Origin of the sequence: Achromobacter sp. ACM04 (assembly GCF_014851465.1) — a bacterium.
In the GTDB taxonomy this organism is placed as follows: Bacteria; Pseudomonadota; Gammaproteobacteria; order Burkholderiales; family Burkholderiaceae_B; genus Achromobacter; species Achromobacter aegrifaciens.
This window is the reverse complement of record NZ_JACUZS010000001.1, coordinates 396,556-410,702: the sequence shown is the minus strand read 5'-3', so window position 1 is coordinate 410,702 and position 14,147 is coordinate 396,556. Positions and strand designations below refer to the sequence as shown.

Here is a 14,147-nt window from a genome sequence, read left to right as displayed (position 1 = left end):
CCCGCCCTTCCGCGGTACGTCCCGGGAAAAGTTGGCTCGGCCCGCCTAAACAAAACCCGATGCGCAACGTCTAGTTCGCTACATCGATGCAGCCAGCGAACTCGCGAACCTACCCGCCGACGCATCGCCATTTCAACCGTCAAAACCAAAATGATGAGAATCCACTATCCGCTGCGTAACAGCGAACCGCCGGCGCGGCCTCTCGCACCCATAGCGCGCGTCGCCCAGGCCGGCCTATTGACCATCGCCGTCACCGGCACATCCCTGGCCCAAGAACCAGGCCAAGCCGACATCGTGGTCACTCTCCCCACAGTAAGAGTGGAGGCAGACCGGGATTCCGCCACCGGACCGGTGTCCGGCTATGTTGCCGAACGCAGCCTTACCGGCACCAAGACCAGCACGCCGATCACCGAAGTACCGCAGTCCATTTCCGTCATCGGCCGAGACGAGCTGGATGATCGTGGCGCCTTGTCCGTGGTCGAGGCGCTGCGTTACGTACCTGGCGTGGCCAGCCAGACGTATGGCGCGGACATCCGCGGACAAGACGACTGGATCAATCTGCGCGGTTTCTCGGGCTACGGCACGTCGCTATACCAGGACGGCTTGCGGATGAACACCAACGCAGGCACCTTTGCGAGTCAGCGCAGCGAATCCTACGGTCTGGAACGCATCGAAGTCCTACGCGGGCCCACCTCAGTGCTTTATGGAAAAGGCGACGCGGGCGGAATCGTGAACCGCGTCAGCAAGCGCCCCGCAGCCGACTCGCCGCGCGAAATCGAGGTCCAGATCGGCAACGAGGACCGGCGCCAGCTTGCTGTGGACGTGGGCGGCGCGCTGGACCAAGAGGAACGGATCCGGTATCGGATCATCGGCCTCGGGATGAACGCGGACACGCAGGACAGGTATGCCAGCGGTGACGAAGTCTCGAACACGCGCCGCTATCTGGCGCCATCGCTTACCTGGAAACCGACCCCGGACACCTCGCTGACGCTGCTGTCCGAATTCCTCCGCGATCGCAACGACGGGTTTGCATTCCGCTATGCACCGCCCGGTGCGTCGACCCGGAAATCCGCGTCGCTGCTCGAAGGCGAACCCGGGTATTCGGGCTTCGATCAGGACCAGGCTGCCGTCGGCTACCTGTTCGAGCACAAGCTGAGCAACGCCTGGACCCTGCGCCAGAACACGCGTTTGTCCGAGGTCGACGTGACCTATCGTCGCATCATGTCGCTCAGCCTGGAGGACGATGGCAGGACCATGCAACGCCAGGTACGCAAGTTCAAGGACGAAAACCGACAAATTGCGATAGACACGCAGGTCGAAGGCCAGGTCAAGACCGGCAGCATCGCGCACACGTTGCTGTTCGGCCTGGACGCAGAAAGGCAGAACAATGCCAGGCGGGTCTACACGGGCGAGACGGGACCGCTCGACATCTACGACCCCGTGTACGGCCAGCCCGTGACGGTGTCGCCGATCGCGGACTTCGACGACTCCAAGCAGCGCTTGCGTCAACTCGGGCTGTACGTGCAGGACCAGATCAAATTGACGCCGCACTGGCTGATCACGCTGGGTGGACGCATGGACTGGACAACGTTGAGATCCCTCGATCGTCTGGCGGAAACCGATACCACGCAGAGAGACAACAAGTTCACCAAGCGCCTCGGGATCAGCTATCTCACCGGCACGGGTTGGACGCCATATTTCAGCTATGCCGAGTCGTTCCTGCCGACCGTCGGACGCGATGCCGACAATACGCCCTTCAAGCCTACGGAAGCCAAGCAATACGAAGTGGGCCTGAAATTCACCCCCGACAACGGACGCAGCTTGTACACGGTCGCCTTGTACGACCTGCGCAAGACCAATGCGCTGACGGTGGACACGACGAACCCCGACTATCAGACACAGAACGGCGCCGTGCGGTCGCGGGGCATCGAACTGGAAGCAAAAGCGGCCTTGGCCCCCGGCATGGACCTCATCGCCACCTACACCTATGGCGCCGTCAAGATCACCGACAGCAACGGCCCCGATAAGGGCAAGGTGCCGACAGCGACGCCAAAGCAGATGGCATCGGCCTGGTTGAACTACCGCCTGCCGGACTCCGTGCTGCGCGGCCTCGGCATCGGGATTGGCGTGCGCTATGTCGGATCCGTCTACAACGACGAAGCCAACACCTGGAAAACGCCGTCGTTCACACTCTTTGACGCCGCCCTGCAATACGACACGGGACCCTGGCGCCTCGCGCTGAACGTCCAGAACCTGGCCGACAAGGAGTATGTCGCGACTTGCTACCAGTCGGTCGGCGATGGCAGCCAGTGCCAGTATGGCCAGGAACGGACCGTCGTGCTCAACGCACGGTATCGCTTTTGAGCCGCATCATGTCCGGAAAGCGGCGATGATTCCCCTGCTTTCCCCGTTGTTCCAGGGTGACTGGGCGGCCTACGCAGAGGCACTGCACTGCGCCCCTGAATGGCCGGCAGGCGCGGTTCCCGTTACGCGCCTGCTGGGCCGCGACCCGCTTTTTCGCGACACGATACGACAGTACGCCGCGCACCTGAACGTCTCGGGCAACGATTTGCGGGCCGCCGCCTCGGCCTGGAGCTTGGACTACCTGTGGGCCCTGTTGCCAGCGACTGCCGCCGCGGCGAACTTCTCTACACACGTTGGTTGCGCGCGGGCACATGCAAACGCATCCTTGCGGATGCCACGCTGATCGAGTTTGCTGCGCGGCAGGAGATGCAAGCCGCGCATGGCGGCATGGCGTCAATGGAGGCAGACGTGGCGAGAACAGGCCTGAAAACTAGGCCTTGCCGCCGAGGTCCTCGGCGCCCGGAACATCGATATCGTTCGCGGAAGGAACCAGACCCGCCATCAACCACAAGCGGCCAGCCTTGTCGTAGGCCTGGCGATGTGCCGCATCGGCGGCGAGCCATTGCACCAGCTCGGCTTCGTCGGTTGCATCGAAACTATCGTGCTCGTGCTGGCGCAGCACCCAGGACCAGGCAACATCCCAGACCGGGTCTTGCTTCGAATTGATGTCATCGCCCATAGGCTACCTTGGGGGCTAAAAGGCTGGTTGGCGCTATGGTAAAGGAAAAGGTTATCCACGATAACCTCTCTGAGGGACGACATGCTGTCCAAACTGCATGCCTGCGCCCACCTGGCCGAAGGGGCAACTGCGCAGCCTGATGCCTGCGGGCTCAGGCCTCCAGCAAATCGCGGCAGCTGGCGACGGCCTCGGTGGCATCCCGGAGCATGAAGTTCACAAGCGTGGCTGAGCAGCCCATTTGCCGCGCAACCTCCCGCTGCGTCAAACCACCGAGCCTGTAGAGTTCGAAGGCGCGCCGCGTCCTGGGCGGCAAGGTGCCCAGGATCTGGTCAATGGCATCGATCACCTGCCGCTCCTGGAAGCGCCGGTCCGGCACGCAGCCGCCGGCGACCTGCGGCAACTCCCCGTCGTCGGTATAGATGCGATACGTAGATTCGACGGCCTGACGGCGACAGTGGTCCAACGCCAGATTGCGAACCACTTGGCAACAATAGCTATAAGGTTTGCTGACATCGCGCGCGCATGCCCCTTCCATGAGTTTCAGATAGGCGTCTTGCGTGACTTCGTCCGCGATCTCCGGCGTGCCCACGATTCTTTGCGCGATGCGACGAAGCTGCGCCCGATGCGTAATGAATATGTCTCCAAGCCCCACTCCCTGCGTACCCATGGACATTGAAGCGCCTCCGCGCATAGATTTATGGTGACTTGTAATAATTCAATTTATTGCGAACAATTATCATTAATGAAAAATCGAATGTCTATCGCCGCGCCCTCGTTTTCGCCCTAACCTGGCGCTTTTTACAGGGCTTCGAATCTGCTCCAGATTGCTTGCGGCACGAAGCCTCGAAAGCCTCTACGTCAACTTCAGAATGGACAGCCCGCCGGCTCGAGCGGCGCGGCCACGGTATCATCTGCGTCTGTCCCCGGCGACCGCCGACCACGCCCCGGATGTATGGCCAGATGATTAACTGGAACCGGGACCGTGGCAGGCGACGCCGCCGCAAGCCGCATGAATGAACGGTCTACAAAAACCATGAAATTAGCCACCTGGAACGTGAACTCCCTAAATGTGCGCCTGCCGCAGGTGCTGGACTGGCTGGCAGCCAATCCCGTCGACGTGCTGTGTATCCAGGAACTCAAGCTCACGGACGACAAGTTCCCCGAGGCCGCCTTCACCGAAGCCGGCTACCACGCCGTCTGGGCGGGCCAGAAAACCTATAACGGCGTCGCCATCATTTCGCGCGTGCCCGGCACGTCGATGGTGCGCAACATTCCCGGGTATGAAGATCCGCAGCAGCGCGTCCTGGCGCTGACTTTCCCCAGCCCCGAAGGCGATGTGCGCGTGGTCTGCGCCTACTGTCCCAATGGCCAGTCGGTGGGTTCGGACAAGTACGCCTACAAGCTGGACTGGTTCGAAGCCATGCGAGCCTGGCTGGCCGACGAGATCAAGCAGTATCCGCGGCTGGCCGTGCTGGGCGACTACAACGTCGCGCCGGCCGACGAAGACGTGCACAACCCCGAAAAATGGGAAGGCCAGGTGCTGGTGTCCGAGCCGGAGCGCAAGGCTTTCGGCGCCCTGCTCGACCTGGGACTGGCGGATTCCTTCCGCCTTTTCGAGCAACCGGAGAAATCCTTCAGCTGGTGGGACTACCGCCAGTTCGCGTTCCGCCGCAATGCCGGCCTGCGCATCGATCATGTCCTTCTGTCCGCGCCGCTGGTCAAGCGCTGCACCGCCTGCGTCATCGACAAGGAGCCGCGCCGCAACGAACAACCGTCCGATCACGCCCCGGTCGTTGCGACCTTGGCATTCGCCTGATTTTTTGTTCGGCGGCATATTGCGCAGGCCAAGAACATTCCTGTATAGTCTTGGTCTTGCTTCATTGGGGCGGTAGCTCAGCTGGGAGAGCGTCGCGTTCGCAATGCGAAGGTCGGGAGTTCGATCCTCCTCCGCTCCACCAAAATTCCCGCCAAGACAGGGCGCTACATTTAACGATGTAGTGCCCTGTCTTGCTTTATGCGCCGGGTTCCGGCATCTGCCGAATCTCGATCCCGCAACGTGCGGAAATCGACTGGCTGCCAAGGCGCCGCCCACTTATCGTAGAAGTCCGAGCAACGCGGCGCGAGCGACGGCTGCAGTCCGATTCCGGGCGCCGAGCTTGGAAATGGCGTTTTTCGTATGGAATCTGACCGTCGACTCGGCAATCGCCAGTATTTCGGACACGTCGCTGCTGGTCTTGCCGTCCGCCGCCCATTTTAGAATTTCGGTCTCGCGACGCGTCAGCGGAGTATCTGGCGTTAATTTAAATCGCGGCAGCAAGACCCTGCTGAGCGCCAGGTGCGCAACGGTCACCAGCCATCGCATGCGCAATTCCTTGCTGAGCAGTTCCTCATCGGAGAGTTGCTCCTTCTGCCTGGCCAGCGTCAGCATTCCGCCGGTTCCGTACGCGTCCAGGTTCGACTGGGCCCATCCCACACAAAGCCCGGCTGCCTGCGCCTCGTCCCAAAGCTCTGGCGTTTTGGCAAACACCCTCTCCGACCAGACGATAGGCAGCGCAGACTGGCTGCAGTGTTTTACGGTAGGGTCGACTTCCACGTAACGCGCCTGCGCGTAGCGCTCCTGCCACACAGTCGGATAATTGCTGATCATGATGACCTGAGGGTTGGTAAACGGCAAGGCCGTCCCCACTGCATACCCGCAATAAGTAAACCCCAAATCCAATGCAGCGGCTGCCACCTTCGTGAAAACAGCTTGCTCAGTGGTTGCGCTATTAGTCGCCAATAGAAGGTCTTGTGCCCACGGCTTCATTCTGAATTCCGTCCCCGTGCATTTGCATCGCAATCATTTGAAAATCGCACGGCTGAAATCAAGAAAAGGCCGCTGTCGCAATATAGTTAAACTCCTGAAATATTTCAAAATATAAACAAACATGATTACTTGTTTATATTTTATTTATTGACTGCCGGCATTCAAACGCTTGCGTCGGCGCGCACCGTCGTCGCAGCGACTCGCAGCGCATCCAGGAACAACGATGCCGCAGCCGCGGCGCGCGCATCTCGCCGCGTCATGATGCCCACGGGATGCAGCCGCGCCTGCAAGGCCAGCGGCAGGATGGCCAGTTGCCCGTTTGCCGCCAGAGAGCGCGCCACACGCAGCGGGATGGCCGACAGCAGCGAGGTCCGCTGCAACAACGAGACGATGGTCAGGATGGCGCTGGATTCGATGGCTACCTGCGGAAAGCCCGCGCCGCGCGCCGAGACGGCGGCGGCTACCATGCTGTAGAGCGCGGCGTTGCGCGACGGCAGCACCCAGCGGCAGTTGTCCAGCGCGGCGCCGCTCAGGCGGCTGCGCGAGGCCAGCGGATGGGCGGGGCCGCAGACGACCGCGGTAGCCTCGTCGTAAAGGATCTCGCATTGCAGATCCGCGTCCGCACCCTCCACCCCCAGCCGTCCCACGACGCAGTCCAGCTCGCCCGCACGCAGGGCGGGCAGCAACTGCTTTTCCAGGCCCTCGGACAGCTCTATGCGCAGAGCTGGATGGCTTTCTTGCAGGCCTTGCACCGCAAGCGGCACCAGCAGGTGCGCGACCACCGGAAAAATGCCTGCCCGGACTTTGCCGGTCGCGCCGTTGGCGGCCGCCGCGAGTTCGGCGTGCGTGGCGTCCAGCTCATTCAGCAGCAGACGCGCGCGATCGATCATCAGCAGGCCCAGCGCGGTCGGCGCGACGCCGTGATGCGAACGCTCGAACAAGGGCTGCCCTGCCAGCGCCTCGGCCTCGCCCAGGAGCTTGCTCAGCGCGGGCTGGCTAAGGTGCATGGCTTCGGCTGCCCGGTGCAGATTTCCGACCCGTCCCAGCTCGTGCAACAAGACCAGGTGGCGGATGCGCAGGCGCGATCGCAGCTGCTGCAGAGTGGGGATGTCCGGCATGGAATGCGGTCGGTGAGTTGGTTATCGATTGATAAGGAACCGCAATTATCCAGTTATCGCCGACACGCCCATACTGGGGGCATCCCGCTAGTCGGGCGATATTCAAAAAAGGGGAATAGCCATGTTTCATCGTCTTGCCGCGCTGGCGCTGGCCTGCGCCCTGGCGCCTGCCGCTGCGTCCGCCGACATCCGCATTGGCGTGATCGCCAGCAGCACCGGACCCGGAGCCTCCATGGGTTCGCTGTACCGCAGCACCGTGCCGCTCCTGCCCAAGACGCTGGGCGGCCAGCCGGTGGAGTACATCGCGCTGGACGATGCGACCGATCCGTCGTCCGCGGTGAGGACCGCGCGCAAGCTGATCACCGAAAACAAGGTGGACGCCATCATCGGCCCGAGCAACGTGCCAACCTCGATGGCGGTCACGGAAGTCGCCCGCGAAGCCCGCACGCCGCAACTCTCGCTGGCGCCCATCGCGGTCAGCCCGGACCGCGCCGAATGGATCTTCGTGGTGGCCCACGGCATAGACCTCATGGTGGACTCGCTGACCGCCGACATGCTCAAGCGCGGCGTGAAGAGCGTGGCCTACATCGGGTTTTCGGACGCCTGGGGCGACGCTGTCTACCGCGCCTTGCAGGAATCGGCCGCCAAGCGCGGCATCAAGGTGCTCAGCAACGAACGCTATGCGCGCACCGACAACTCGGTCACGGCGCAGGTGCTGAAGATCGTCGCCCTCAATCCGGGCGCGGTGCTGGTCGGGGGCTCGGGCACGCCGGGCGCCCTGCCCCATCTGTCGTTGCGCGAACGCGGCTATCAGGGCGTTCAGTACAACACGCATGGTGTGATCAACAAGGATTTCCTGAAGCTCGGCGGCAAGGGAGTCGATGGCGTGATCGTGCCCAGCGGGCCCGTGCAGGTGGTGGAACAGCTGCCCGCGGACAGCCCAATCAAGCCGGTCGCCACGCGTTACGCCCAGCAGTATGAATCGACCTACGGCGCCGACTCTCGCAACGCCTTCGCGCCATATACCTACGACGCCTATCTGTTGCTGGACGCGGCCGTGGCCAAGATTCCGGCGAGCACCCAGCCTGGCACCCCGGCCTTCCGTCAGGCGCTGCGCGACGCCCTGGAAAGCCTGCAGGGCACCGTCGGCACACAGGGCATCTACATGATGTCGCCCACCAACCACAACGGACTGGACGAGCGCGGCGTCGTGCTGATGCAGGCCCGTTCGGGCGCCTGGCAGTTCCTGCCGTAAGCCGCCCCTTTGCAGCAGGAGTCCGCATGACTGGCGTACACATTCCTTATGGCGTGTATTGGAGCACGCCTTTCTCGCGCTGGCAGGGCAGCCTGTCGCGACTGCACAGCCTGCGTTTCGCGGCCTGGACCGCAAGCCGTGAACTGGAGCGCCGCGGCATCGCGCCCGCGGCGTTGCAAAGCGCGGTGCTGGGCTGCTCGGTGCCGCAGCAGGGCTCGTTCTACGGTCTGCCCTGGGTGGCCGGCATGCTCGGCGCGCCCCATCTGGCCGGGCCGCTGGTTTCGCAGGCCTGCGCCACCTCGGTGCGGGGCCTGGCCGCCGCCGCGGCCGAACTCATGCTCGGCAACGCCGAGATCTCGCTGGTCCTCATGGCCGACCGCGTGTCCAACGGACCGCAGCTCTACCATCCCGATCCCGCCGGCCCGGGTGGCTCCGGCGCGCATGAAAACTGGGTGCTGGACAATTTTTCCCACGATCCCTGGAGCGGCCTGTCCATGCTGCAGACCGGGGAGCGCGTGGCCGAGCGCCACGGCATTTCCACGGACGAGCAGAATGCGGTCACGCTGCGCCGCTACGAGCAATATGCGCAGGCCTGCGCCGACGGCCGCCGGTTCCAGCAGCGCTACATGACGCTGCCCTTCCAGGTGCCCGACGCGCGCTACGCCAAGACCGCATCGGTGCTGGAAGGCGATGAAGGCATCCACGCGACGACGGCGGAGGGTCTGGCGCGGCTGACGCCCGTGCTGCCCGGCGGCACCATCACCTATGGCGGGCAGACGCATCCGGCCGACGGCAACGCCGGCATGATTCTGGCAACCGCCGAACGTGCGCGTGAGTTGTCGCAACGTCCTGAAATCGGCATCGAGATACTGGGCTTCGGCCAGTCGCGCACCGAAAAGGGCTACATGCCGCAGGCGCCCATCGAAGCCGCCGGCCATGCGCTGCAACGCGCCGGCCTGGCCGCGGCCGACCTGCATGCGGTGAAGACGCACAATCCCTTCGTGGTCTCCGACATCGCGCTGGCGCGCGCCACGGGGTTAGACGTCATGGCCATGAACAACTATGGCTGCTCGCTGGTGTGGGGCCATCCCCAAAGCCCGACCGGCCTGCGGTCCGTCATCGAGCTTATCGAGGAACTGGCCGAGCGCGGCGGCGGACTGGGCCTCTTCACGGGCTGCGCGGCCGGCGACAGTGCAATGGCAGTGGTCCTGCGCGTGGACGCTGGCGGAGCTGCACGATGAGCCAATCCAGCCTCGAAGGCGTCCTGCGCATTCCCGCGCTGCTGGCCCGCGCGGTGCGCGACTGGCCCGAACGCACGGCCTTGGTCTGCGGCGCGCGGCGCGTCGATTACCGGCGCTACGCCGCCGAAGTCTGGGCGACGGCCCGCCGTCTGCAAGCATGTACGGTGTCCGGCGCGCGGATCGCAACCCTGCTGGGCAATTCAGACCTGGCCTGTGTGGTGACGCTGGCGTTGCAGTGCTCCGGCAACCAGCATGTGCCGCTCAATCCGCTCTATACGGCGCGCGAACTGGAATTCATCCTGCGCGACGCGCAGCCCGCGCTGCTGATTGCCGATGCCGCGTCCATCGCCGTTGCGGCGCCGCTGGCTGCGGCGCTGGGCATCCGCTTGGTCGCGGAAGACGAAGCCCGTGCGTGGCTGAAGCCTGGCATGGACGATGCGCCGCTGGACGATGCCGAGGCCCAGGCGCCGGCCCTGCTGCAATACACCGGCGGCACGACCGGACATCCCAAGGGCGTGATCCTCGGACGCGACGCCATCGCCACCAATGTGTTGCAGCGGGAACTGGCGCTGCCCACCCGCTACGGCGCCGACAGCGTGCTTTGCGCCATGCCGCTATTCCATTCCTATGGCATGGCCATGGGCCTGTTCCTGGCCGCCAGCGCCGCGGCCACGCTGGTGGTGCTGCCGCGCTACCGGCCCGACGACGTCTGCGACGCGGTGGAGCGCGAGCGTATCACGATGTTTCCGGGCAGCCCCACGATCTATACCGGCCTGCTGTCGCATCCGCGCTTTGGCGGCACCGACTGGTCCAGCGTGCGGGCCTGCTATTCCGGTTCCGCGCCGCTGGCCGAAGAGGTGCACCGGCGCTGGGAAGCTGCGGTAGGCGCGCCGATCTACGAAGGCTATGGCCAGACCGAGGCCGGCCCCATCCTGACTTACAACGGCCCGGCCGGAACCCGCCATGGCTCGGTTGGCACGCCCGTCGCGCGCACCGAGGTGCAGGTGGTCGACCTGGAAACAGGCTCGGTCGTGCTGGCGCCCGGCCAGCGCGGCGAAATCCGCGCGCGGGGGCCGCAGATCATGCAAGGCTATCTGGCCAGGCCCGACGCTACCGCTGAAACCCTGCGCGACGGCTGGCTGTACACGGGCGACATCGGCGAATTCGCGGAGGACGGATTCCTGTACATCCGGGACCGCAAGAAGGATCTGGTGATTTCCGGCGGCTACAACGTCTACCCGCGCGAGATCGACGAAGTGCTGTACCTGCATCCCGACGTGGCCGAAGCCGCGGCGGTGGGCTGGCCCGACAGCTACCGCGGCGAGGTCATCCGCGCCTTCGTCGTCCTGCGGCCGGGCGCGGCAATCGACGAAGCCGGGCTGATCGCGCACTGCCAATCGAATCTGGCGCGCTACAAGGTGCCGGCGGTCATCTGCATACTCGACGCCCTGCCCTACACGGGCGCCAACAAAGTGGACAAGAAGGCGCTGCGCGCGCCATGAACGCAGCGCGGCGCTCGCTGAAAAGCGCCGCGCTGCAAAGCGGGCGCCTAGACGGGATCCCGATCCAGCCGGCGCACCGCCGCGCTCAGCGTCGAAAAATCGAACTCCTTGCGGCCGCGCAACAGGCAGCGCATCAGCACGGTCGTCACCACCGGCACCACCGCCGCCAGCAGGAAGGACTCCAGCAGGAACGAGGGCTTGTCGCCCGGCGCCGGGAAGTAGAACAGGCCGGCCGCCAAGCCGGAGATGGTGGCGACGGTGGCGGTGAGGCCGTCGTGCTTGCGGCTGAACAATCCGTAGAAGACCGGGAAGGCGGCTGCGGAGCACAGCAGGTCGGCCAGCAGGAACAGGTACAGCACGCTGTAGCCTTGCGAGGCCACGATCATGACCGGAATGGCCATCAACAGCACCAGCCAGCGCGCCAGCCGCTTCATGGTCATGGAGCTGGCGTTGGGCATCAGGCGGCGCATGTCGACCGCGATGATGCTGGAGACGGCGCTGATCGCCGTGTCGGCGGTGCTCATGACCAGCGACAGCCCCAATGGAATCAGCGCGATCACGAACCATGCGGGGGCATGCGGCATGATGACGCTGAAGAGCGCGATGGAGCTGTCTCCCTGCGGCGCCAGGCCGACGAAGGCCAGGCCGAACAATCCCATGAGGAAGATGAAGGGCGCGACCAGCAGGCCGCCCAGCAGGAAACCGTTGCGCATGGAGCGCGCGTCGCGGGCGGCATAGATGCGCTGCCAGTTGCCCTGGTGGAATATCCCGGTCAGCAGGATGGCGACGAAGAAGGTCAGCCCCGCCTTGATGCCCACCGGATCGGTCAGGTCCAGCAACTGCGGCGCCTTGGCCTGTAGCGCTTCGATGGTGGGCATGGCCCCGCCCGCGGCTTGCCAGCCGACCAGGCACAGGATCACCAGCAGGGGCACGATCACCATCATCTGCACCTGGTCCGTGAAGATGGACGAGCGCAGGCCGCCGTAGGTGGTGTAGAGCAAGGTGGTGCCCATCACGATGGCGGCGGTGGCCCATAGCGGCACGGGGGCCAGCATGGTGACCAGCTTGGCGATCGCCGTGACTTCGGCCGACAGCGCAATGAAGAGATAGAACAGCATGATGAACAGCGCCAGGCCGTACATGGGCCGGCCGTAGCGCGCCATCAGGAATTCCGTCAGGGTGTGGCCGTGGGGGATCAGTTCGCGCATGCGCCGTCCCAGCGGAATCATGACCAGGCGCGGCGACATCGATCCCAGCGCGTAGCCGATGACCGCAGCCAGGCCGCCCCAGGTCGCCGCCTGCGCCGGCGAGAACAGGATCCAGGCGCCCAGGGTCGAGGCCATCAGCGTCAGGATGGTGCCGAAGGCGCCCTGGCTGTTGCGGGCGACGATGTAGTCTTCCAGCGTGCCGCGCTTGCGGCGGGTGTACAGCACGCTGGCCACGGCAAAGCCGCCCGAAAACAGCAGCAGCCACATCAGGGCGGTTGATTGGGTCAACATGGGTATCGGTCCTCCCGCTGCCGGCGGACAGCCGGACGCGCAACGCGGCGGCCCCGCCACGCTGGTGCGCAGGCCGCAAGATGAATGAAAGTCTAGGGAGGGCGCGCGGACTGCGCGATGTCCTTCCCTTCGCCGGCATTACCCGGATCAGGTTCAAAGGGTTACCGCGATGCCGCGGAATCTCAGCCCTTGCAGGGCTCCCCCAGGAATTGCCGCAAGATTAGGAGAGCGGCACGGCAATGTCAACGCGCCAGGCACGGACGACCGCCCACGGCTTTTGTGCTAAGTTCGCCCGCGTGCGGCGGCAGTTTTCCTGTCCGCCGCCGCAATCGTAGAGCCTGACCATGCCTATCGCGCCTTTTACCGCCCCTGCCCGGGCCGGATCGCCATGCTGCATCTGAACCTGTTCATCTTCGGCTGCGGCCACCATCGCGCCGCCTGGCGCCATCCGGATTCGGCCGCCGAGCGGCTGGGCGACATCGCCTATTACGAGGAACTGGCGCGCACCGCCGAACGCGGCAAGCTGGACGCCATTTTCTTTGCCGACGGACAATCGGTCGACAACATCGGCGACGGCCCGCGCTGGCACCTGGAACCGCTGACCGCCATGGCCGCGATTGCGCGCGCCACCTCCCGCATCGGCCTGATCAGCACGGTCTCCAGCACCTTCTTCACGCCCTTTCACGCAGCCCGCATGGTGGCCTCGCTGGACCATATTTCGGGCGGTCGCATGGGCTGGAACGTGGTCACGTCCATGTTCGACGCCGAAGCGCGCAACCACGGCTACGAGTCCATGCCGGGGCACGACTGGCGCTATGCGCGCGCCGAGGAGTTCGTCGACGTCGCATTGAAGCTGTTTGACTCTTGGGACGCGGATGCCCTGGCCATCGATCGCGCCGGCGACTATGGCGTGCCTGCGCGCGTACACAAGATCGGCCATCATGGCGAGCATTTCCTGGTCGATGGCCCCCTGACGGTGCCGCGTCCCCCGCAAGGCCGCCCGGTGTTGTTCCAGGCCGGCGCCTCGGACCAGGGCCGCGATCTGGCCGCGCGGCGCGCCGAAGCGATCTACGCCGTCGCCTACGACCTGCCCGCGGCGCAGGCCTACTACCGCGACATCAAGCGGCGCGTGCTGGCCGCCGGACGCCCGGATTTCGTGCCCATCATGCCGGGCCTGGTCACCTACGTGGGCTCGACCGAGGCCGAAGCCCGGGCCAAGCAGCGCGAACTGGACACGCTGCTGCCCAGCGACGCATCGCTGCGCCAGCTGGGCATGTTCGTGCTGCAGGATTGCTCCGCCTGGGAATTGGACGCGCCCGTCCCCACCCTGCCGCCCCTGGCCGAATTCACCGGCCCCAAGGGCCGCTACGCCACCATCCTGCGCATCATCGAAACCGAAAAGCCCACCGTGCGCCAGTTGCTCGGAAGGTTGGCGGCCGGCGGCGGCCACTGCACCATGGTGGGCACGCCCGAACAGATCGCCGACAGGATGGAACACTGGTACCGCAACGAAGGCGCCGACGGCTTCAATCTGATGCCGCCTTCCCTGCCCGGAGGCATCGACGATTTCGTCGAGCAAGTGATTCCGGTGTTGCAACGCCGGGGGTTGTTCCGCACCGAGTACCAGCACCGCACGCTGCGCGGGCACCTGGGGCTGGAATCCCGATAGGCCGGCGCAGCGGT

At 64.8% G+C, this 14,147-nt stretch carries 11 protein-coding genes, 1 tRNA gene and 1 riboswitch; of the genes, 7 read left to right on the top strand and 5 right to left on the bottom strand.

What is annotated here, in order from left to right:
- Positions 1-150: 150 nt before the first annotated feature.
- Entirely contained in the window at positions 151-2,364 is a 2,214-nt protein-coding gene (locus IB259_RS02060) for a TonB-dependent siderophore receptor (protein WP_225596760.1), read from the top strand.
- 430 nt (positions 2,365-2,794) lie between these two features.
- Here IB259_RS02060 and IB259_RS02055 read toward each other — a convergent pair whose 3' ends face one another.
- Both IB259_RS02055 and IB259_RS02050 read right to left on the bottom strand, forming a co-directional pair.
- The gene (locus tag IB259_RS02055) at positions 2,795-3,043 is read right to left on the bottom strand and encodes a DUF4880 domain-containing protein (RefSeq protein WP_175214466.1); all 249 of its coding nucleotides are present in this window, start codon (positions 3,041-3,043) and stop codon (positions 2,795-2,797) included.
- A 151-nt stretch (positions 3,044-3,194) separates the two neighbouring features.
- Positions 3,195-3,716 carry a sigma-70 family RNA polymerase sigma factor gene (locus IB259_RS02050; protein WP_175162606.1) on the bottom strand — a complete coding sequence of 174 codons (522 nt, stop codon included), beginning with the start codon at positions 3,714-3,716 and terminating at the stop codon, positions 3,195-3,197.
- A gap of 360 nt (positions 3,717-4,076) precedes the next feature.
- Here IB259_RS02050 and xth point away from each other — a divergent pair, with 360 nt between their 5' ends.
- Both xth and IB259_RS02040 read left to right on the top strand, forming a co-directional pair.
- Positions 4,077-4,859: an exodeoxyribonuclease III gene (gene xth / locus IB259_RS02045; RefSeq protein WP_054456551.1), complete on the top strand. Its 783-nt coding sequence runs from the start codon at positions 4,077-4,079 to the stop codon at positions 4,857-4,859.
- Between the two features lie 66 nt (positions 4,860-4,925).
- Positions 4,926-5,001 (top strand) — tRNA-Ala (locus IB259_RS02040).
- A gap of 134 nt (positions 5,002-5,135) precedes the next feature.
- Here the strand turns inward: IB259_RS02040 and IB259_RS02035 are convergent.
- Entirely contained in the window at positions 5,136-5,849 is a 714-nt protein-coding gene (locus IB259_RS02035; RefSeq protein WP_192327295.1) for an autoinducer binding domain-containing protein, read from the bottom strand.
- 161 nt (positions 5,850-6,010) lie between these two features.
- Entirely contained in the window at positions 6,011-6,967 is a 957-nt protein-coding gene (locus tag IB259_RS02030; protein WP_119449089.1) for a LysR substrate-binding domain-containing protein, read from the bottom strand.
- 121 nt (positions 6,968-7,088) lie between these two features.
- Here IB259_RS02030 and IB259_RS02025 point away from each other — a divergent pair, with 121 nt between their 5' ends.
- The 3 genes from IB259_RS02025 to IB259_RS02015 are packed head-to-tail and all read left to right on the top strand — an operon-like array spanning position 7,089 to position 10,965.
- On the top strand, positions 7,089-8,222 hold the full coding sequence (locus tag IB259_RS02025; protein ID WP_192327292.1) for an ABC transporter substrate-binding protein: 1,134 nt from the start codon (positions 7,089-7,091) through the stop codon (positions 8,220-8,222).
- 26 nt (positions 8,223-8,248) lie between these two features.
- Positions 8,249-9,463, top strand: coding sequence for a thiolase family protein (locus IB259_RS02020; RefSeq protein WP_192327289.1), 1,215 nt, complete (start codon positions 8,249-8,251; stop codon positions 9,461-9,463).
- On the top strand, positions 9,460-10,965 hold the full coding sequence (locus IB259_RS02015; protein ID WP_192327286.1) for an AMP-binding protein: 1,506 nt from the start codon (positions 9,460-9,462) through the stop codon (positions 10,963-10,965). The genes IB259_RS02020 and IB259_RS02015 overlap by 4 nt, the downstream gene beginning before the upstream one ends.
- Before the next feature lie 47 nt (positions 10,966-11,012).
- Here IB259_RS02015 and IB259_RS02010 read toward each other — a convergent pair whose 3' ends face one another.
- Positions 11,013-12,464, bottom strand: a complete 1,452-nt coding sequence (locus tag IB259_RS02010) for a sodium:solute symporter family protein (RefSeq protein WP_119449093.1) — start codon at positions 12,462-12,464, stop codon at positions 11,013-11,015.
- A gap of 107 nt (positions 12,465-12,571) precedes the next feature.
- Positions 12,572-12,678, bottom strand: a riboswitch (TPP riboswitch).
- A gap of 174 nt (positions 12,679-12,852) precedes the next feature.
- Here IB259_RS02010 and IB259_RS02005 point away from each other — a divergent pair.
- Positions 12,853-14,133 (top strand): LLM class flavin-dependent oxidoreductase, encoded by a 1,281-nt coding sequence (locus IB259_RS02005; RefSeq protein ID WP_054456544.1) that lies wholly within the window; start codon positions 12,853-12,855, stop codon positions 14,131-14,133.
- Positions 14,134-14,147: the final 14 nt, after the last annotated feature.